The organism is Paenibacillus lactis (assembly GCF_017873605.1).
GTDB classification, from domain to species: Bacteria; Bacillota; Bacilli; order Paenibacillales; family Paenibacillaceae; genus Paenibacillus_AQ; species Paenibacillus_AQ lactis.
Map to the genome: position 1 here is coordinate 375,806 of NZ_JAGGKI010000004.1, position 20,108 is coordinate 395,913.

Sequence of the window (20,108 nt, forward strand, 5' to 3'; positions counted from 1 at the left end):
CTTACAACGCATTTTGAACCATCATCGGTGTAATCCACTGCATCATCGCCGGCGTTACCCACGTCTCAAAGGACGAAATGCACAGCGCCAGAACCACCATGCAGAGCGTTATCAGTGCATAGGATGTCAGCGGCCGTACCATGCTGCCTCCGCGATGCATCAAAAATCGATTTCTGATGATATATAGGGAGAACGAGATGGCTGCAACGCTGCACATCATCAGCATCGGGATAATGACCAGGTTTTGCGGCGCGATGGATACCAGTGCGAATAGCAGACCGGTCCACGAGTATTGCCCAACCAAGTATCCGACGGTAAAGCCGATCAGAACTCCCTTCAAAAAATCCAAAATGAGAATGCCCGGCAGGCCGATCACCGACAAGCCTAAAATCCATATTAGTCCGATCCATTTCAGATGAAGACCCGCTATGCTCCAGTAGGAGGACTGCATCATGGTTTCGCTGCTGTCCTGCACGTTAATGAAAAAATGGTTCAAGTGCCTGGCCATGTCCTGCTGCTGCTCCAACGACAGCGCATTGACCATCAGCGCCCCGAAGAGCACGCCGACCAGAAACAAGACAGCAACAAATACATAGAGCGGTGTCTGATCCTTTAACGTCTGGCGGAATGATTGCATAGAATAGAGTCTCCTTTCCTGTCTCTACTCTACTCTATGATCCCCTCTCGAATTCTATGACTGGAAGAAAGGTTCCGGGGACGGACCCCGGCGTGTCCTTACTTCATCACCTTGCCATAGGTGCCTCCACCGCCCGAGGACAGGGCCAGCGTTCCGTTTCTTGCCTTGACAATGCTGGCTGCAAGTTTCTCCCCGGCGACCTCCGCAAGCTCCGTTTCGGTGGCTTGATGAAGAATCGCCATTTCGGTCCCGAAGGCGGCCAGCAGCTTCCCCATAGCCGATTTGCCGAGGCCGGGGATGAACTCAAGCGGAACCTGATAATGGTATGGCGGCCGGGTCGGCGGTATGCGCGGATCCTCCCGGTCTGCAATATCAAGGATCCGGTCAAGGACGCCCTGGATGAGCTTGGTGCTGCCGCAGTACGGGCATCTTGGCGGCCCGGATTCGGCAGCTAAGTGCTCCTGATCGAGGATGCTCTCGCATCCGCCGCAATAGGTCCGATGGTATTTCCCCAGCTTCGGGTTCAGGCCGTAGTTCGCCGACACCCTCCGCCCTTCCTTCATCTGAAGCGCCATTTTGAATTCCTCGAACGATGGGCCGGCCATATCAATCCGGTTGTATTCCCTTCCGATCTTCCCCAGCGAATGCGCGTCCGAATTGGTCAGAAAGGTGTAGCGGTCGAGCTCGCTGATCAATCCCGCCATCGAGGAATCGGCGCTGAGACCAAGCTCGATGCCTGCAATCCCTTCAAGATCAAACACATCGCTCATCCGATCCGCCATGCTGCCGTACAGCCCTTTATGAGGCGTAAATACATGCGCGGGAATGAGCAGGCCGCCGCGGCCGATGATTTCCCGCTGCAGCTCCCGCGGAGACACATAGATTCGCTGCGAGCTCAGCTGGACATTTTTCATATAGCGGGACATCCAGTCCGTGAACTCGCGCATGGTGCCCAAATCCGGAAAATACGCAAGCACATGCGCCGCTCCCAGGCCCGGCTCGCGTATTTCGATCTCGCTGCCGAGAAGAATGACCGTATCCCGGTAGGCGATGCCCCCGCCCTCGATTTCTTCCATGACTCCGCTGTCCAGGCAGCGGGTGATATCGTCCTGCACGGAAGGAGAGTGGCAGTCGATAATGCCGATCATCCGGATGCCTTTCCGTTCGGAGGCTTCCGCCGCAATGTTCTCGAACGTCAGGTTGTTGCTTGCGCTAATTTTGACAGCTTGTCCGCTGTCCGTTCGGCCGATATGAATATGCATATCGCAATAGTAGCTGTGCAGGTCCTGCTGGAAGTCAAGCTTCTTACCCGAACTCATGTCAGATCGTTCCCGTCATCGTATACATTTTCCATGCATACACCGCCAGAATCGTTTTGGCATCGCTGATTCTTTCTTCTCTTATAAGATCATAGGCTTCCTCCAGCGTGACTTCCATCAATTGGAGAAATTCATCCTCATCCGGGTTCATGGCTCCACTCACAAGATCTTCGGCCAGATAGAGATGAATGATTTCGTCGGCAAAGCCCGGGGACGTGTAAAAGGAGTGCAGCTTGCGAATCGAACCGCATGCATAGCCCGTCTCCTCCTGCAGCTCCCGCTTTGCAGCTTCCATCGGATCCTCGCCGCGCTCCAGCTTGCCGGCGGGAATCTCCACCTCGCAGCGCCCCAGCGGCTGCCTGAACTGGTCGACGACCAGCATTTTATCCCCTTTTAACGCAAGGACCGCTACGGCACCAGGATGCCTTACGACTTCCCGCGTTGCTGTCTGCCCGTACGGAAGGCGGACGGTATCCACCTGAAGGGAAATGATCTTCCCGTCGAATACAGGCTGCGTCGATATTGTCGTTTCTTCCAGCATTTTATTTGAAGCTTCGCGGTTGCTGCTGCCGGTCACGTTCATAGATTTAGCCTCCTTAAGTTTAAAAACGGCATGACTGCCCATGCTATTGCATAAGGTGTATTATATCAAAATTTCCGAGAAAGAAGGAACGCGTGATGAAGAGCTATCAAGGGGAGCATTCGATTCATATGGTGGGACGAGCCTGGCAGATCCGCATTATGCTCAAGCAATGGCAGAATCAATGGGGGCCAGAGGCAACCATCATGGATATTATTACCGCCAAGAGATTGAATAAACACGCAAGCTCCCGGCATTACTAGGACTTTAGACTCTTTTTTCGACTTTTTTCTCTTTTTTTCGAAATTCGACCATGACTTTCACACCGGAACCTGTGTTATTACATTGGGAGGCTTCGACATGCGACATATACCATTTATTGAAACCGAACCAATTACAAGCCCGCCTTCAACGATCTATGAACGCGGGAAGTGGTACGAAAGACGCGGATATCTTGAGGAAGCGCTTGTGAGCTTCAGGGAAGCGGCGCTATCCTCTCCATTGAATAGAGACCAAGGGGCCCAGACCGAATGGAAAGATTCGGATCTGATCTGGCTTGAGTATGGTCTATTAAGCATGCGTCTTCGTTCTTTCCAAGATGCGGAGAATGCATTTCGGACCGTTCTCTCGAAGAAGGGAGCATATGCACAGGAGGCCTTGAACCAGTGGGCTGCCCTCCTCCATGCGCAGGGATCGGCAGATTCCGATATTTACGCTTCCCTTGCGCGGGAAGCAGGAGGCTGCACGAATTCGGAAGCAATGCTGGGCAAGGCGCTATATTATATCGGCTCCTATTCGATTGCCGCAGAATGTCTCTCGCGCCTTGACCGTTTAACCCATGAACAATGGCATATGTACATATGCAGCCTGATCCGGAGCGACCGGATCCCCGAAGCGCTGCAGCTTATGAACCAAGGCAACCAGGCGGGTCACGGGGAAGGGCTGAATGAGCTTACGGACCGGAAGAGCAAGCATCGGATCATTCAGCTTCTCTGTGAACGGAAGCTGAAGCGTACGCAGCTGGAAGCCAGTCTCAGCTTGACCGAGCGAATCGAATGGGCTGACATCGCGGTATCGCTCGGCATGATCGATGCGGCCGAGGAATTGCTGGCTGAATATGGCGACCATGCTTATTATGCACTGATTTGCCTGTTATATCAGGAAGGATATAAGTCGCTTGCAGCGGCAAAAATCCATGCGCTCGAAGAACTGCCCCTGCAGGACCCGGGCCTGTACAGCACCGATCTGATTTTCGTAGCGGCAGAGCGTCTGTACGACCAAGGCTCCTATGAAGAGTCCGCGAAATTATTCGCGCAGCTTCGCAGCCATCGGCCCTCATATACTGCGGCAAGATTCGGCGAAGCGGCCTGTTATTTGCAGTCCACCCTGATCTCGCTCTCCGGAAGGCTGGAAAGAGTGTATGCTTCGGCTGAAGCCAGAACAGAAATCGAGGCATATCTGGGCAAAATTAATGCGGCCCTGCACGTGGTCGAGAGCACGGGGTGGCACACGTCCTGGTCCCCGGCACAGCAACGGAACGACCCCTTTGAGACTGAACGCTCGCTGGTCAATTAGCGCTCATGTAAAGACTTCCTTCGCTCGAAAGAAGCTCTGAAATATAAAAACGCTCCACGCTCCTTGAGTCGAGTCGATGAGAGCATTATAAAAAGTCCGCAGCGGGTGATGCCCGCTGCGGACTTTATTGGTATTAGGATTTTACTGTTTCTTGCACGATGGCCACAACAATCTGTGCGGCTTTTTCCAAGTCCTCGGCCTTAATCCGTTCCTTGGTTGTATGAATGTCGCGATACCCGATCGCCAGATTTACGGTCGGAATGCCGAGTCCGTTGAAGATGTTGGCATCACTGCCTCCTCCGGACGTAAAGGTATCCGCCTGCATGCCAAGCCCGCGGATCGCCCGCTGCGCAAGCTGCACGACTGCATCATGCTCATTAAAGCTATATGCGGGATACACAATTTCGCTAATAAACTCGCAATTTGCATTGTACTCCCGAACCGTGGTTTCAAGCGCTTCGCGCATATCGCCAACTTGCTTATCCACCTTCTCCTGCACGATGCTTCTCGCTTCGGCGTCGATCTCCACGTAATCGCACACGATGTTGGTAGCTCCGCCGCCTTGGAATTTGCCGATGTTCGCTGTCGTTTCTTTATCGATGCGCCCGAGCTTCATTTTGGATATCGCTTTGGAGGCGACTTGGATGGCACTGATGCCATCCTCCGGATTCACGCCGGCATGCGCCGATTTCCCCTTAATAATCATCTTGATCTTTGCTTGGGTCGGAGCGGCAACGACGATGGAACCCAGCTCTCCGTTTGAATCGAGCGCAAACCCCATCTCTGCTTCCAGGTATTTCGGATCGAGCGCACGAGCGCCGACCAAACCGGATTCCTCGCCGACGGTGATGACGAATTGAATCTGGCCATGCGGAATCTTGTTCTCCTGGATCACCCGGATCCCTTCGAGTAAAGCGGCGATTCCGGCCTTATCGTCCGCGCCGAGAATCGTCGTCCCGTCACTGCGAATCCAGCCGTCTTCCCCGAGCGTCGGCTTAATTCCCCGGCCGGGTGTAACGGTATCCATATGGCAGGTAAACAGTACCTTCGGCGCTTTCTCCGCGCCTTCCGCCTTCCAGGTTATGATGAGGTTGCCTGCTCCGTGCCCGGTCTTATCCTTTGCGTCGTCTTCAACGACCTCGAGGCCAAGGCTTCCGAACTTTTCCTTTAATACGCCGGATATCGCCTCTTCATGCTTCGTTTCGCTGTCCACCTGAACCAGTTCCATAAACTCTTGAATGATTCGTTCTCTTGAGATCACTGGACTTCCCTCTCTTTCGCAGTTACGATACAATGGACTTATAGCCTTCCAAACGGAATAAATGCTGCTATAATGATGTACATCATTAAACTTTTTCAAAGGAGCTGCACCATGCAACGTAAAAAATGGTTTCGAGTTTTTATCTATCTCATGCTGATCGCCATGATCGGATCCACGCTGCTTATTGTCCTGGAGCCCCTTCTTTTACGTTAAGCGACAGCTTATGTCCAGACTTTATCCGGCCAATGCGCCTTATAGGAAAATACCTTGGTGAAGTAGGGCACGATCTCCCGCGCTACTTCCTCGACTTCGAAGGTGCGGCCGGTGCAATCCTCCAGCGATGTCACGCCATATTCCTGAATCCCGCACGGAATGATTCCCGTGAAGCCGGATTCGGCGATGCCCGCTTTAATGTTAAAAGCGAAGCCGTGGCTCGTGACAAATCCCCGGTCATGCCGGCGCTTGTTGAATTTCACGCCGATCGCGCATATTTTGCGGTCGCCGACCCACACGCCCGTATACTCCGGCTTGCGGCCTGCTTCGATTTGGTGCGCGGCCAAATAATCGATAATGACCTGCTCCACGCTGCGGAGGAATCCGTGCAAATCCAGCCCCTTGCCGCCTTCAAGCACTAAGAGCGGATACCCGACCAGCTGTCCGGGTCCATGATATGTAATATCCCCGCCACGATCGATCTCGAACAGGCCAATGCCCTTCTTCTCCAGCTCTTCCTTGCTGAGCAGCAAATGCTCCGGATGACGCTGCGAGCCTATCGTATAGGTAGGCGGATGTTGGAGGAGCATCAGGCTTTCGTGACGCTCCCCTTTGTCGATTTCCGCTACATGGAGCTTTTGCAGCTCCCAGGCCATGCCGTAATCGAGCATCGGCGTGTACGAGACATTTAACGGTTTCGTCATTGTGCTCACCCTTCTCTCCACTGGGGTCCAATATCCGAATGAATGCCATGATCACAACAGCCCGTGAGCATATGCACGGGCGTTTACAGGTGTTGCTTAGTCGATTTACAGATGTTACCACCAAGAATTGTTCCAACTCAGTACAGCTTCGTATCCAGGCTGAAGCTCTCCAGGTTGTCCTTAACCCGCTGCAGGAACCGGCCGCAGATGACGCCGTCCAAAATGCGGTGATCCAATGACAGACACAGGTTCGCCATGGAACGGACTGCGATCATATCATTGATCACGACCGGTTTCTTCACGATCGATTCGAACGTCAGGATCGCTGCCTGCGGATAGTTAATAATCGGGTAAGAAAGGATGGAGCCGAAGGAGCCCGTATTGTTTACCGTAAAGGTACCGCCCTGCATGTCATCGAGAGTCAGCTTGCCTTCGCGGGTCTTGCGCGCAAGCTCGTCGATCTCTCTGGCAAGGCCGGCGATATTCTTCTGGTCAGCGCGTTGGATAACCGGTGTAAGCACCGAATCCTCCGTACCTACGGCCAGCGACAGATTGATATCCCGTTTGACAACGATTTTATCGACAGCCCAGAAGGAATTCATGATCGGGTAATCCTTGATCGCATTGACAACCGCCTTCAGCAGGAATGCCAGATAGGTGAGATTGACCCCTTCCTTCCGTTTGAATTCATCCTTCAGTTTGTTCCGCAGCAGCACGACGTTGGTCACATCCACCTCGATCATGGTCCAGGCATGCGGGATTTCGGTGACGCTTTGGCGCATATTTCTCGCAATCGCATTACGAATCGGCGTAACATCAATAAAATATTCCGAGCGCCCGTTTTCCATGCCTTCCACTTCGATGGTCGGGATCTTCGGCGTTTCGGTCAAGTGAAGCCCGGAATGACGCACATCCGGGATGGGCGTTCCGGGCGGCGGCGTCGGTGCGGCAGGCGTCTGGCGCTGCATGCCTTCGAACGGCGAAGCTGATCGTTGTGCCGCCGTCTCGGCTTCATTCGAGACCATGCCGGAAGCTGCGGTTGCGGCAGCAGCCGGTCGTCCCTGCCCGATATAGGCCAGAACGTCTTTACGTGTAATTCTGCCGCCCATTCCGGTGCCTTGTACCTGGTTTAAATCAATTTGGTGCTCTGCCGCCAGGCTTTGAACCGCAGGAGAGTACCGGTGACGCATGGATTCTCCTTCCGCCGAAACCGTACGGCTTGGGGAAGCCTGTGCGGGATAGCCCGAAGGCTGAGCGGATGGCGTACGCTCCGGAGCAGCCGCGGTAGCGATCCGGCAAATAACTTCACCTACGTTCACCGTTTGGCCTTCCTGTGCCAACCATTCTCCCATCACGCCATCCATCGTCGACGGAATCTCGGCATTCACTTTATCCGTGATGACTTCGCAGATCGGTTCATACTGCTCGATCGGATCCCCCGGCTTCTTTAACCACTTGGCAATCGTTGCGGAAACTAGGGATTCCGCGAGCTGAGGCATCGCAACATCGGTTAATTTCTGATTATCGGACATGCTCACAACTCCCTGTTCTTAGTAAAGCGCCAGCTGACGCATGGATTCTTTGACTTTATCTTTGTTCAGCATAAAAAACTTCTCCATCGGCGGACTGATCGGCATCGCCGGCACATCCGGACCGCATAAACGCATAATCGGCGCATCCAGATCGTACAGACAGTGCTCGGCAATGATCGCCGCTACTTCAGCGCCAACACCGCCGGTTTTGTTGTCCTCATGCACGATCAGCACTTTCCCCGTCTGACGGGCCGCATCCATAATCGCCTGCTGATCCAGCGGCTGCAAGGTGCGCAAATCGAGCACGTGGGCGGTGATGCCCTCTTCCTTCTCCAACTCCTCGGCAGCCTGCATCACGAAGTGCAGCGGCTGACTATAGCCGATCACCGTAATGTCGGCCCCTTCCCGAAGCAGATTCGCCTTCCCGATCGGTACGACGTAATCGTCATCCGGAACCTCGCCCTTGATCAGCTTATAGCACTTTTTATTCTCGAAGAACAGGACCGGATCCGGATCGCGTACCGCTGCCTTCAGCAATCCCTTCGCATCATACGCCGAGAAAGGGGCGACGATCTTAAGGCCCGGTGTCCCGACGAATATCGATTCCGGACACTGGGAATGGTACAGGCCGCCGAAGATTCCTCCTCCGATCGGCGCCCGGATAACCACGGGACAGCTCCAGTCGTTATTCGAGCGGTAACGGATTTTGGCTGCTTCACTGATGATCTGGTTGGTCGCGGGAAGCATGAAATCCGAGTACTGCATCTCCGCGATCGGCTTCATGCCGTACATGGCGGCTCCGATGGCTACGCCGGCGATCGCCGATTCCGAGAGCGGGGTATCCATCACGCGCATTTCTCCGAACTGTTCCATCAGGCCTTTCGTTGTGGTGAAGACGCCGCCCTTAACGCCAACGTCCTCGCCCAGCACGAATACCGATTCATCCCGCTGCATCTCTTCCTTCATTGCAAGTCGAATGGCATCAATATACTCCATTACCGCCATGCTTGAGCCCCTCCTTCATCACTGGCATATACGTGAAGAAGCGTATCTTCCGGCTTAGGGAATGGCGCATTGTCTGCGGATTCGGTCGCTTCTTTAATTTCCAGATTCAATTGTGCAATAAGATCCTGATCCCGCGCTTCATCCCATAATCCGCAATCGATCAGATAATTCTTGAACCGGACCACGCCGTCTTTCTTCCAGTTCTCTTCGACTTCCTCTTTCGTCCGATAAGCCAAATCGTTATCGGAGGTGGAATGCGGAGACAGACGATACATCATCGACTCGATCAGTGTCGGCCCTTCGCCGCGGATCGCCCGCTCACGCGCTTCCTTAACTGCTGCATATACAGCTAGCGCATCATTGCCGTCTACCCGAATGCCCGGGAAACCATATCCCAGCGCACGGTCGCTCACTTTGCCGCTGAGCTGCTTGTGAATCGGAACCGAAATCGCGTACTGATTATTCTCGCACATCAAAATAACAGGTAGCTTATGGACGCCGGCAAAGTTGCAGCCCTCATGGAAATCTCCCTGGTTGCTCGAACCTTCGCCAAACGTAACAAACGTAACAAAATCCTTCTTCTGCATCTTAGCAGCCAGCGCGATGCCTACCGCATGCGGAACCTGCGTTGTGACCGGGCTGGACCCTGTCACGATACGCAGCCGCTTGCTCCCGAAATGCCCGGGCATTTGCCGGCCGCCGCTGTTCGGATCCTCCGCCTTGGCAAATGCCGACAGCATGAGCTCTCGCGGTGTCATGCCTACAGCCATCACAAATCCGTAATCGCGGTAGTATGGCAGGAAATAATCCTTCTCCCGGTCGAGGGCAAAAGCCGCAGCGACCTGACAAGCCTCCTGTCCGATCCCGGATACGTGAAAATTAATTTTGCCGGCACGCTGCAGCAGCAGGTTGCGCTCATCGAACTTGCGCGCCAGCACCATATATTTGTACATGTCCAGAACCTGTCCGTCTGTAAGCCCAAGCTGTTCATGCCGATTGGTCTTCGAAGTCATCGTTTCTTGTTCTTTCATGGAGATCCCTCCTTTATCATGAGCCTCGCCCTCCAGGATCGGTGCAGTCGCACCGTCAACAGTAGCATATCAGAGCAAGTATTAAAACCTGGTACTAAGACTTGGCTTAATGTTATTATAATCCCTTTTTAACCAAAAAGAAATGAGGGATTCCACAAAGAATGCCTTTAGGCCTATAAACCGATCGATTTTCCGTCCACGGCCAGCATCGCTTCGCCTATGATTTCCGACAAAGACGGGTGCGCATGAACCGCTGCTCCTACTTCCCAAGGCGTGGCATCCAGCACCTGCGCAAGTGCCGCTTCCCCGATCAGCTCCGTAACGTGCGGACCGATCATATGCACGCCCAAAATATCCTGCGTCTCCTGATCGGCGATCACTTTTACAAAGCCTTCCTGCGTCCCGTTGACCAGCGCTTTGCCGATCGCGGAGAATGGAAACTTGCCGACCTTGACCGCATGCCCGCGATCCCGGGCTTCCTTCTCCGTAAGGCCAACGCTGGCCGCCTCAGGACGGGAATAAATGCAGCGCGGAATCCACTCTTTGCGATAAGTCATATGGGCCTCGCCTGCCAGATGATTCACGGCCGTGATCCCCTCATGGCTGGCGGCATGTGCAAGCTGAAGACCGCCAATGCAGTCGCCGATCGCATAAATATGCGGTTCGGTCGTCTGCATGTTCGCATTCACGGCAATGACTCCGTTCTCCACGCGGACATCGGTATTCTCCAGGCCGATCTGGTCGGTATTGCCAACCCTTCCTACGGACATCAAAAGCTTGTCGGCTGTCAGCGTCCTGCTCTCGCCGTCATGCTCGAGCATAATCGTAACGCGTCCTTCTTGAACCTCGCAGGTTTCGATCAGCAGCTTGGCGCCTGTCAGGATGTTGACGCCCCTTCCGGCAAGCTGCTTCTTAAGCTCCCGTCCGATCTCTTCATCCTCCGCTGGCACAAGATGCGTCGCCGCCTCGACCACGGTGACGTTCACGCCGAAATCATTCAGCATCGAGGCCCATTCCACGCCGATAACGCCGCCTCCGACAATGATGATGGATTCAGGGAGCTCCTCCATCTGGAGTGCATGGTCGCTGGTCAGGATATGTACGCCGTCCGGCTCAAGCCCGGGCAGATGACGTGGTCTGGAACCGGTGGCAATAATCAGATGGGTTGGAACGACCGTCTCCATCTCGCCGTCCGGAAGCTCCACAGCTACCGCCCCGCTCCGCGGCGAGAAGATGGAAGGCCCGATGACTCTCCCTTTTCCTTGGACCACGGTAATTTTATTTTTCCGCATCAAATATTGAACGCCTTGATACAGTTTATGAACGATGCCTTCTTTCCTCTGCTGCACTTTGCCAAACGATAAACGGACGCCGTCTGACTCGATGCCGTAACGCTCGCTATCCTTCATCTCTGCAAATAGCTCGGCGCTCCGAAGCAAGGCTTTACTCGGAATACATCCGCGATGCAGGCAGGTTCCTCCGAGCTTGTCCTGTTCAATGATGACCACATTTTTTCCAAGCTGGGCCGCCCGGATGGCTGCAACATATCCTCCGGTCCCCCCGCCAAGTATCGCTACATCACATGTAATTGCCACAATCGGCACCTCCAACATAAGTCCAGTTTCTCTCTCATTGTACTCTCTTTTTAGCTGAACACAAAATCGAAAGACACCTAAACCAAATAGACATCTCCTATGGAAAAAGGTATGATAAACGATAGAACTTTACATCAGTCTCAGGAAGGAATCTCCTTATGAAAATGATTATTTCCCGGTTTATCGCCATTCTTATATTGGTCGTTCCCGGCTTTATGGCGATGAAAGGCTTCTTAATGATGAAAGATGCGGTGTTCCTATATATCGCCGTCCATGGAGATGATCGCGTGACCAATCCCTCCTTCGGCTGGCTTCCATTCCTTGGCGGTCTTGCGCTTTTTGTAATCGGCATCGGCTTTCTTGGCGGCTGGATTCTGTTTCGTGACCGTAAGCGGAATTATGTCGGCCCCCGGTTTAAGAAGAAGCGTTCCGCACCGAAGCCGGGAACCTCATCCGGAAGCTGACGGAAGGCATGGTCCACTGAGAAAAGGGGATGTCCTTGAGATCTATCAGATCTTTCGGGCATCCCCTTTAGCTAGTTCAACTTCGATTATGAACATTTGAGAATCGAAGTCTTCATTCCTTTTGGACTGACGTTCATATTACAGAATCAGAACCTAACTACTCCATTAGCGCATCCTTCAATTTGCTGGACATTCTCTCCTGCTTCGATACGGCCTTAAGCGCCGTCTTCCTCAGGTTCAGGTTCTGCTTGTAGGCCGTCTCAAGCTCCGCGTACATTTCGTCGATCAGCTCAGCAGCCTCGGGGGAGCATTTTCCGTCAGCCGTCAACTGCTGGATTCGCGCCTTGAAAGCTTCGATTTTGTCATTCATGCTGTTTCTTCCTTTCTGGATAGCCTCACCTGCGCTTATAAGCTACTTTAACCTCACATCGGTTGATAGCTCGGATATTAACCGGGGCATCCAATCCCTTAAATTCCAAAACCGGAAGCCGGCTTCAGACGCCTTCGTGTTGTCCATCGTCCAATTGTCCGGAATTCCGAACGGAGACATATGCTCAGGGGACGCAGACGGGATAAGCGGCGCCGATCTGCCGATCTCTTTCTCGATCATTCCCATAATCTCACGAATCGTTATCGTTCCGTCAGAGCAGGCATTAATCGGCCCTTCGAACCGGGTTGTCCCTGCCCATTGGAGGAACTCGGCAGCCTCCTCCGCATGAATGAACGATATTTCCGCATCAGGCGCCGGCAATCCGATCGGCTCGCCGGCAGCCGCATGCTCGACATGGAACAGCAGCCGCTTGGTATAGTCGTCAGGGCCAAGCACGATCGGGAGCCGCACCGCCGTAACGTTCAGATTATGCCTCCCGAACAGCACCGCTTCAGCTTGCCGCTTTCCTTCCTTATAGCTGTAGTCCTGCTGGTCGTTCATAATAATCGGATACCGGTATGGATCGAAATCCTCCTCGCGGAGCGAATGATCAGCAAAATCATAAACCGACAGCGTCGACGTGAGCACGTAATGGCCCGTTCGATCTGCAAATATATCGGCTGCTTGCCCGGCTTCCTCCGGCGTATAACATATATTATCATACACGATATCCCAATCCGCTTCACCGGCAGCCCGCTTCAGCGCGCCGGGATCTTTCCGATCCGCCGCAATCCGCCGCACATGCCGGCCGAACGGGTCCTGATGGTTGCCCCGCGTAAGAATGGTGACCTCGTCCCCGTTATCGATCAGGCGCTGGACCAGTCGTTTGCCAAAAAAACGGGTTCCGCCCAAGACCAATATATTAGCCATTGCATATTCCTCCCACACGATTTAATGAACCGAAAATTCGCACTGTACCTTTGTTCTCCATTACGGGGCGATATTCCTTCTAAGCTATCCGTCCGAGCTGCCGGTTTAGGGCTGCTATCCCTTTTTTAGCTATGTTTCGACAAGTTTCGTCCAACGTCCATCGTCCAGGATAATCCTGCCCTTATCCTCTCGTTAATGCCCATTAAAACCAAAAAGCTGCCAGCATTCCATTGTACGTAGCAACGGATGTCTGGCAGCTCTTATTGTTCATGCAATCGAATCAGTCGGCGTTGACAAGCTTCGTATCCGGCCGCGGCACGCCGAAGTTCGGCGTACCGTCCTCGTTCCACCGGATCAGCTGTACCCGGGTATGGCGGTTCGGGTCGTACAGCGGATCGCCTTCGATCTCTTTGTAGCTTCGCGCATGATAGACGAGAATATCCTGCTTGCCGTCTTCCGATACGGTGAAGCTGTTATGCCCGGGTCCATACAGTCCGTTGGCCTCCGAGGTAGCAAATACCGGCTCCGGCGACTTCACCCATGAAGTCGGATTCAGCAAATCACTGCTCTCATCCGCTGTTAACAACCCCATACAATAATTATGGTCAGTTGCACTTGCTGAATACGTCATGAATATCCGGCCGTTCCGCTTCAAGATCGCCGCGCCCTCATTGACCAGATATCCCTGCTTCTCCCAATCATATTCCGGCCTGGAGATAAGGACCTGCTCTCCCTTGAGTGTCCATGGATTCTCCATTTCCGAGATATACAGATTGGAGTTCCCGGGAATGCCGGGATCCTTCTGAGCCCACACATAGTACCGTGTACCGCGATGCTCGAACGTTGTGGCGTCCAAGGCAAAAGACTCCCATTTCGTCACAACCTGCCCTTTCTCGACCCACTCGCCTTCAAGGGGATTCGCAGCTTCATTCTCGAGCACAAACATGCGATGATCGAATAATCCGTCTCTAGTTTCGGATGTATGCGCAGCGGCATAATACACATACCATTTGCCGTCGATGTAATGAATTTCCGGTGCCCAGATGTTGGCGCTCATCCATCCGGTTTCGTGCTTCACCCAGATCGTTGTTCCCTCCGTCTCCGCCAATCCAGAGATGGTACGGGAACGCCGCAGCTCAATCCGGTCGTACTCGGGAACCGAAGCCGTGAAATAATAATAACCGTCGGTATGCTTATAAATCCAAGGGTCCGCCCTCTGCTCGATGAGGGGATTGTTCAATTTCAATTCTGACATGATGATAACTCCTATCCAAGTATAATGATTTTTTATATTTATTGGCTGGGACCCAAAAGGTCTGTTTCCTTAGCCTTTAATCCCGGCATTCAGATTAATCGACTGCACAAAATACTTCTGGGCAAAAAGAAATAACAGCAAAGTCGGAATGATGGCCAGAATGGCCGACCCCATCAATTGCCCGATCATGCGATAATTTCCGTAAATATCCTGAAGCAGCAGCAGCCCCGCAGTAACCGGCATTTTCTCGACATCGGTATATACGATGACCGGCCAGAGGAAATCATTCCAGGATCCGGTAAAGGAAAACAGCCCGCACACGATCAGCACCGGTTTGATGAGCGGCAATATAACGGAATAATAGATCCGGAAATCACCGGCACCGTCAACCCTGGCGGATTCGTCGAGATCCTTCGGAATGCCTTTCATAAACTGGCGGACGAGAAAGATATTCCCCATTCCCGCAAGACCGGGAATAATCATCGCCCAGGACGTATTCACCCAGCCTAAGGCGTCAATGATTTTATAGGACGGGATGAGGTTAACGACGCCTGGAAAGAAGGAAATGCCAAGCAGCGTGAAGAACAGCGTGTCTCTTCCCTTAAAGTTCATACGGGAGTATCCGTAGCCCGTAATTGAAATCACGACAATGACCAGCAGTGTGTGCAGCGTCGCAATAAAGACCGAATTCATCAGCCAGCGGAGGATCGGCGCGGTTGACGTATTTTCCAGGATCGCAACATAGTTATCGAAGATCCAGTTCTCCGGCAGCAGCCGAAAGCCGGTGGTTACGACCTCCGTTTGGGAACGAAAGGATGTCGTTATGCCGAAAATTACGGGAATGACCCATATGACGCATAGAACGATAAGAAACAAATAGGCTAAATATTTCGATATATTCAAGCTGGATGAGGATGACCGGACGCCTTTGCGGTTAGCCGCCCTTGGAGCCGTCTCCGCATCCTTCAACACCGGGTTCGACATGTACAGTACACCTACCTTTTAACGTTTGGCGTTAGATTAGCCGGCCGCAGTTTGCAAAGCGGCTATGAAGCATTCCGATTCATCACGTAATACTGGAATGCCGAGATGACGAGAATGACCAGTCCGAGCAGGACCGCCATGGCGGATGCCATACCGGCAATGGATTCCCCATGGCCGAAGGCAAGCTGACGGATGTACATCATCAACACGGTGGTGCTTTGTCTTGGCCCGCCGTCGGTCATCATTAACGGCTGCCCGAATACGTTGAACGCCCCGGCCGTTGTCATCACGAAGGTATAAATCAGCGGGAAACGGATCGACGGCAGGGTAATGCTTGAGAATCTCCGGATCGGCCCGGCTCCGTCCATTTCGGCCGACTCGTACAGATCTTTGGACACGCCGCTGATCGAAGCACGGTAGATGATCATATTGCCCCCAACTCCACCCCATACCGTGATTACGATGATAATAAGCCAGGCGTAAGGCTGATTGGCCGCCCATACCGTTTCGGAACCGAATAGATTGTTCGTAATGCCGAGCTGCTTGTTAAAGATCAAAGACCAGATCAGCGCTGCGGCTGAAATCGAGATCAAGCCGGGGATATACAGAATGGACTGCATAAGCCCTTTCATTTTCACCTTTTTATGCTCCAGCGCCACCGCGATCAAGAGCGGAATGACAATTAGAATCGGAACGCTTAAGACAACGAAAATCAACGTGTTCTTGATCCCGTTAAAAAACTGCGTGTAAAACGTAGACTCCGTATCAAACAAAATCGTTTTGTAGTTGGCCAGTCCGACCCAGACCGGATCATTGATGAGGTTCCACTGTGTGAATGATGCATAAATACCGTAGATGGTCGGCAAAAAAATAAATACGGCAAACAGAATCAAATGTGGACCTACAAAGAAATAAGGTGTCAGCGACTTCTTTTTCATACCCTTTCATTTCTCCTTTGGGAAAAGCAATGCGCCATGATCGGATGGCACATTGCTTTTTTGCTATCGGTTCATGCGCACGGCCTATTCCGCTGCCTTACTGCCCTCAGCGATTTTATCCTCGACGAACTTTTGCATCGTTTGGAGAGTTTCATCGATATCAACGTTTCCGCGCACGATATCTGCGGCGTACGTATCAACGGCTTCAGCTACGTAAGGGTAGTATTCGTAAGTATAAATGTACAAGGACTCAATTTGTTTATCGCTCGCTGTAAAGAAGGACTGGATGTATTTGTTGTATTCCGGATTTTCAATGACCTGCTTACTTGCGACGATCTGTCCTGCCTTCGCCCACTCCATCGAGTTCTGGCGAATAAACTCCAGGAACTGACCGATTCCTGCTTCCTTCTCATCCGTCCGTTTGTCGTTATTCAGCATCGCGAACAGATGCGAGGAAGCGCGGTTCGTGAACTTGTCCGCATTTGCGGAGTAGATGTTTGTCACGCCGAAATTCAGGTTCTCTACGGCTGCGTGAGCGGTCGAGCTCCAGGTTCCGTCTGTCGAGAACAGCACATTGCCGGATTGGAACATCAAGTAGCCGTCCTCGCCGAACGGTGTCATCAGACCGGCATCGGCAATCTTTTTAATCTCTTGGAACGCCTGCTTCATCACTTCCGTATTTACGGCCGGCTTGCCGTCCTGCTGAATGTCGCCGCCGAGGTTCTGGATCTGTGCCAGCACCACCCAGCCTAACAAGGCATCGTTAACGACATAATCCCCTTCGTCCAGCTTACCTTGGAGCGACAGCATTTCTTCAATCGTTACGACATCATCGTCCAGGAAGCTTTCCACATTGTACTTCTTAAGCAAATCCTTGTTGTAGTACATCGCATTGCTGTGAATATCCAGGGGAACCGTGTACTGGGTGCCGTCGATATTGCCTGTGTTCCAAGCCTGCGGCAAATAATTCTCTTCCTTCAGCTCTGGTTGCGCTTGCATAACACCGGTCATTGGCTCAAGGACCCCTTGCTTGACAAAGCCGGGAACACGATCCGCATGGATGATGGCCAGGTCGGGAACACCCTTGCCGGAGTTGAGAACCGTAGAGATCTTCGTATACATGTCTGATGTGATGACGTGCTTAACCTTATACTCCGGATTTGTGGCATTGTAGTCCTTCACCAGTTGATCCATGTACGCGCCGTCGTCCCCTGTGAGAGGCGTCCAGAAGGTTATCGTATTTTTGTCCCCGCTTCCGCAACCGGATAATACGGATACGGCCAACAATACAAGTATTAATGAAACCCCCATCTTTTTCTTCAACACGTTCTCCTCCTGTTACAATTCATTTCGTTAACCCTTTCATTCAAACGCTATGGAAACGATTAACTGTTGTTCAGTATACATGCACCTTGAAAACGGTGTCAATAACATTTCTATAAATTTAATTATATTATTTTCTATTTGATTAATGTTTTGGTTAATCAAATCATCATTATTTTGATTGATTATTTTGGTTGATTTATGTACAGGTTAACCATAGTTGTGGTATCATTCATATTAGTTAAGGAAGTCAGGAAATGAAATCCAATTGAAAGAAGTGGGATCGATGCAGTTGGAAATAGACAAATCCTCTCTTGTCGTCTATGAAGCGCTGGCGAGCGAGGTTCGAATTCGGATTATCCAGCTTCTCTCCAAAAATAAAATGAACATCAAGGACCTTGCCCACGAGCTTCAGCTCAGCAGCGCGATTGTCACCAAGCATATCAAGAAGCTGGAGGATGCCGGAATCATCAAGACCGAGAAGGTGCCCGGAAAATCGGGTCAGCAGAAAATATCGATTTTGAAGGTCGATCATATCGAAATCAATTTTCCCAAAAAAATCTTTCATTCCTTCGCCTCTTACGAGACCTCGGTGCCGATCGGGCACTACACGGACTATGATCTTAAGCCGACCTGCGGTCTGGCAACCGATAAGGAATTTATCGGAAGAGTCGACGAACCGAAATATTTTATGGATCCGAAGCGCGTGGACGCGGAAATTCTATGGTTCACCGAGGGGTTCGTTCAATACAACATCCCGAACTTCCTCAAGAAGGACGAGAAGCTGCAGCAGTTCGAGATCAGTTTGGAAATCTCCTCTGAATTTCCATTTTCCAATGACGTCTGGCCTTCGGACATTACGTTTTCGCTAAATGGCATCGAGCTCGGCACCTGGACGAGTCCAGGTGACTTTGCGGATACGAGAGGGAAGTTTACGCCGGACTGGTGGCCGCACAATATTAACCAGTATGGGCTCCTGAAGACCATACGGATTACATCGCACGGCACTTATATTGACGGTGACCCGCTGTCCGCGATCTCCGTTCAGGACCTGGATACGACCTGTGACCGTTGGACCTTTCGGATCGAGGTTAAAGAGGATGCCGAGCATGTCGGCGGGGCTACGATCTTTGGCAAAAAATTCGGCAATCATGACCAGGATATCGAGTTTAAGCTCTACTATCTGTAATTATTGCCCGGGAAACGATGAAAAGAGGTTCTTCCTGAAGGTCTGCGGACCAAAGGAAGGACCCCTTTTTTGTTTCAAAGCTGTACTCTCGATGCCATAAGAAAAGCCCACAACACGATGTCCCTAGCACATAGAAAGGGACCCGGTTATGAGCTTCTCATTGGATGGTAAGGAAGGTTTGCAAAGTTCGTTTCGTATTTCAGCTTAAATACATCCGATCGATAATGGCAATTGCTCGAGGTGAATACGGAAAGCTCAGGAGTTCGAACGAAACCGCATATCGGTTATCGAGACATACGAAGTCATGTCCGATAAAGGACTAACGGACACCGGTTCTAATCCCCGTCAGATTTCCGCGTTACACCATCATTTCAAGAGACCTTATGCTCGATTCTCAGCTTATCTGCAACCATCGCGATGAATTCGCTGTTGGTCGGCTTGGATTTGCTGATGTTGATCGTGTAGCCGAACAGATGCGAGATGCTGTCGATGTTGCCGCGCGTCCATGCAACCTCGATGGCATGACGAATCGCACGCTCCACGCGGGATGGCGTTGTCTTGAATTTCTCGGCGATGGCCGGATACAGCGTCTTCGTGATCGCGCCGAGAATTTCAATATTGTTGTACACCATCGTAATGGCCTCGCGCAGGTATTGATATCCCTTAATATGCGCAGGCACGCCGATTTCATGAATGATCGAGGTAATATTCGCATCCAGATTTTTGCCCTTGCCCATTGGTACGACATTGGATTTGACGTTCGTAAACGGCGTGCTGGACGACAGATTGCTTGGGGAACCGACCAGCTGGCGGATCCGGCTAGCCAGCACCTCCATATCGAACGGCTTCAAAATATAATAGGAAGCTCCCAATTGGACAGCCCGCTGGGTGATGTTCTCCTGACCGAATGCGGTCAGCATGATCACTTTCGGCTGCGGGGACAGATTCATATCACGAAGACGCTCAAGTACGCCGAGACCGTCCAAATGCGGCATAATAATATCAAGGATCAGCACATCCGGTACTTTTCCCGTTTCCTCGATCATGCTCAGTACTTCTTCCCCGTTATAAGCGATTCCGGAAACCACCATATCGGGTTGATCCGAAATGTATTCGCCGAGCAAATTCGTAAATTCACGGTTGTCGTCTGCCAATAATACTTCAATCTTTTGCAATTCGTGCTCCTCCTTTATCCGATCACTT

At 52.0% G+C, this 20,108-nt stretch carries 21 protein-coding genes; 5 read left to right on the forward strand and 16 right to left on the reverse strand.

The window, feature by feature from the left end:
• Nucleotide 1: 1 nt before the first annotated feature.
• The 3 genes from spoIIM to J2Z18_RS10525 form a co-directional block, all read right to left on the reverse strand.
• Nucleotides 2-637, reverse strand: a complete 636-nt coding sequence (spoIIM, locus tag J2Z18_RS10515; protein WP_210094688.1) for a stage II sporulation protein M — start codon at nt 635-637, stop codon at nt 2-4.
• Nucleotides 638-735: 98 nt separating this feature from the next.
• Nucleotides 736-1,956 (reverse strand): endonuclease Q family protein, encoded by a 1,221-nt coding sequence (locus J2Z18_RS10520; RefSeq protein WP_007129756.1) that lies wholly within the window; start codon nt 1,954-1,956, stop codon nt 736-738.
• A gap of 1 nt (nt 1,957) precedes the next feature.
• A complete protein-coding gene (locus J2Z18_RS10525; protein WP_210094689.1) occupies nt 1,958-2,539 on the reverse strand; it encodes an NUDIX hydrolase in 582 nt (193 codons plus the stop codon).
• A 95-nt stretch (nt 2,540-2,634) separates the two neighbouring features.
• Here J2Z18_RS10525 and mciZ point away from each other — a divergent pair, with 95 nt between their 5' ends.
• Nucleotides 2,635-2,799, forward strand: a complete 165-nt coding sequence (gene mciZ / locus J2Z18_RS10530; RefSeq protein ID WP_007129754.1) for a Z-ring formation inhibitor MciZ — start codon at nt 2,635-2,637, stop codon at nt 2,797-2,799.
• A 97-nt stretch (nt 2,800-2,896) separates the two neighbouring features.
• Entirely contained in the window at nt 2,897-4,111 is a 1,215-nt protein-coding gene (locus tag J2Z18_RS10535) for a tetratricopeptide repeat protein (protein ID WP_007129753.1), read from the forward strand.
• 133 nt (nt 4,112-4,244) lie between these two features.
• Here J2Z18_RS10535 and J2Z18_RS10540 read toward each other — a convergent pair whose 3' ends face one another.
• The gene (locus J2Z18_RS10540) at nt 4,245-5,372 is read right to left on the reverse strand and encodes a tripeptidase T (RefSeq protein ID WP_007129752.1); all 1,128 of its coding nucleotides are present in this window, start codon (nt 5,370-5,372) and stop codon (nt 4,245-4,247) included.
• A gap of 111 nt (nt 5,373-5,483) precedes the next feature.
• Between J2Z18_RS10540 and prli42 the strand changes: the two genes are divergently transcribed.
• On the forward strand, nt 5,484-5,585 hold the full coding sequence (gene prli42 / locus J2Z18_RS10545; RefSeq protein WP_007129751.1) for a stressosome-associated protein Prli42: 102 nt from the start codon (nt 5,484-5,486) through the stop codon (nt 5,583-5,585).
• Between the two features lie 8 nt (nt 5,586-5,593).
• On the opposite strand, the gene lipB is transcribed toward prli42, so the two are convergent.
• The 5 genes from lipB to lpdA form a co-directional block, all read right to left on the reverse strand.
• A complete protein-coding gene (gene lipB / locus J2Z18_RS10550) occupies nt 5,594-6,289 on the reverse strand; it encodes a lipoyl(octanoyl) transferase LipB (RefSeq protein ID WP_007129750.1) in 696 nt (231 codons plus the stop codon).
• A gap of 137 nt (nt 6,290-6,426) precedes the next feature.
• Nucleotides 6,427-7,821: a dihydrolipoamide acetyltransferase family protein gene (locus J2Z18_RS10555; protein WP_007129749.1), complete on the reverse strand. Its 1,395-nt coding sequence runs from the start codon at nt 7,819-7,821 to the stop codon at nt 6,427-6,429.
• 18 nt (nt 7,822-7,839) lie between these two features.
• A complete protein-coding gene (locus tag J2Z18_RS10560) occupies nt 7,840-8,826 on the reverse strand; it encodes an alpha-ketoacid dehydrogenase subunit beta (protein ID WP_007129748.1) in 987 nt (328 codons plus the stop codon).
• Entirely contained in the window at nt 8,817-9,857 is a 1,041-nt protein-coding gene (locus tag J2Z18_RS10565; protein WP_007129747.1) for a thiamine pyrophosphate-dependent dehydrogenase E1 component subunit alpha, read from the reverse strand. Before J2Z18_RS10565 ends, J2Z18_RS10560 begins: the two co-directional genes overlap by 10 nt.
• A gap of 173 nt (nt 9,858-10,030) precedes the next feature.
• Entirely contained in the window at nt 10,031-11,452 is a 1,422-nt protein-coding gene (gene lpdA, locus J2Z18_RS10570; RefSeq protein ID WP_040738619.1) for a dihydrolipoyl dehydrogenase, read from the reverse strand.
• Nucleotides 11,453-11,610: 158 nt separating this feature from the next.
• Here lpdA and J2Z18_RS10575 point away from each other — a divergent pair, with 158 nt between their 5' ends.
• Nucleotides 11,611-11,916, forward strand: coding sequence for a DUF2627 domain-containing protein (locus J2Z18_RS10575; RefSeq protein ID WP_007129745.1), 306 nt, complete (start codon nt 11,611-11,613; stop codon nt 11,914-11,916).
• Between the two features lie 157 nt (nt 11,917-12,073).
• Here the strand turns inward: J2Z18_RS10575 and J2Z18_RS10580 are convergent, their stop codons facing one another.
• From J2Z18_RS10580 to J2Z18_RS10605, 6 genes are all read right to left on the reverse strand, one after another.
• The gene (locus tag J2Z18_RS10580; RefSeq protein ID WP_007129744.1) at nt 12,074-12,286 is read right to left on the reverse strand and encodes a hypothetical protein; all 213 of its coding nucleotides are present in this window, start codon (nt 12,284-12,286) and stop codon (nt 12,074-12,076) included.
• A gap of 42 nt (nt 12,287-12,328) precedes the next feature.
• A complete protein-coding gene (locus J2Z18_RS10585) occupies nt 12,329-13,216 on the reverse strand; it encodes an NAD-dependent epimerase/dehydratase family protein (RefSeq protein ID WP_007129743.1) in 888 nt (295 codons plus the stop codon).
• A gap of 280 nt (nt 13,217-13,496) precedes the next feature.
• Entirely contained in the window at nt 13,497-14,471 is a 975-nt protein-coding gene (locus J2Z18_RS10590) for a glycoside hydrolase family 43 protein (RefSeq protein ID WP_007129742.1), read from the reverse strand.
• A gap of 69 nt (nt 14,472-14,540) precedes the next feature.
• Nucleotides 14,541-15,455 carry a carbohydrate ABC transporter permease gene (locus J2Z18_RS10595; RefSeq protein WP_007129741.1) on the reverse strand — a complete coding sequence of 305 codons (915 nt, stop codon included), beginning with the start codon at nt 15,453-15,455 and terminating at the stop codon, nt 14,541-14,543.
• Between the two features lie 62 nt (nt 15,456-15,517).
• Entirely contained in the window at nt 15,518-16,393 is an 876-nt protein-coding gene (locus tag J2Z18_RS10600; RefSeq protein ID WP_007129740.1) for a carbohydrate ABC transporter permease, read from the reverse strand.
• Nucleotides 16,394-16,477: 84 nt separating this feature from the next.
• Entirely contained in the window at nt 16,478-17,719 is a 1,242-nt protein-coding gene (locus J2Z18_RS10605; RefSeq protein WP_007129739.1) for an extracellular solute-binding protein, read from the reverse strand.
• A 283-nt stretch (nt 17,720-18,002) separates the two neighbouring features.
• On the opposite strand from J2Z18_RS10605, the gene J2Z18_RS31110 reads away from it, so the two are divergent.
• A complete protein-coding gene (locus J2Z18_RS31110) occupies nt 18,003-18,905 on the forward strand; it encodes an ArsR/SmtB family transcription factor (RefSeq protein ID WP_028403680.1) in 903 nt (300 codons plus the stop codon).
• A 371-nt stretch (nt 18,906-19,276) separates the two neighbouring features.
• On the opposite strand, the gene spo0A is transcribed toward J2Z18_RS31110, so the two are convergent.
• Nucleotides 19,277-20,080: a sporulation transcription factor Spo0A gene (spo0A, locus tag J2Z18_RS10615; protein WP_007129737.1), complete on the reverse strand. Its 804-nt coding sequence runs from the start codon at nt 20,078-20,080 to the stop codon at nt 19,277-19,279.
• Nucleotides 20,081-20,108: the final 28 nt, after the last annotated feature.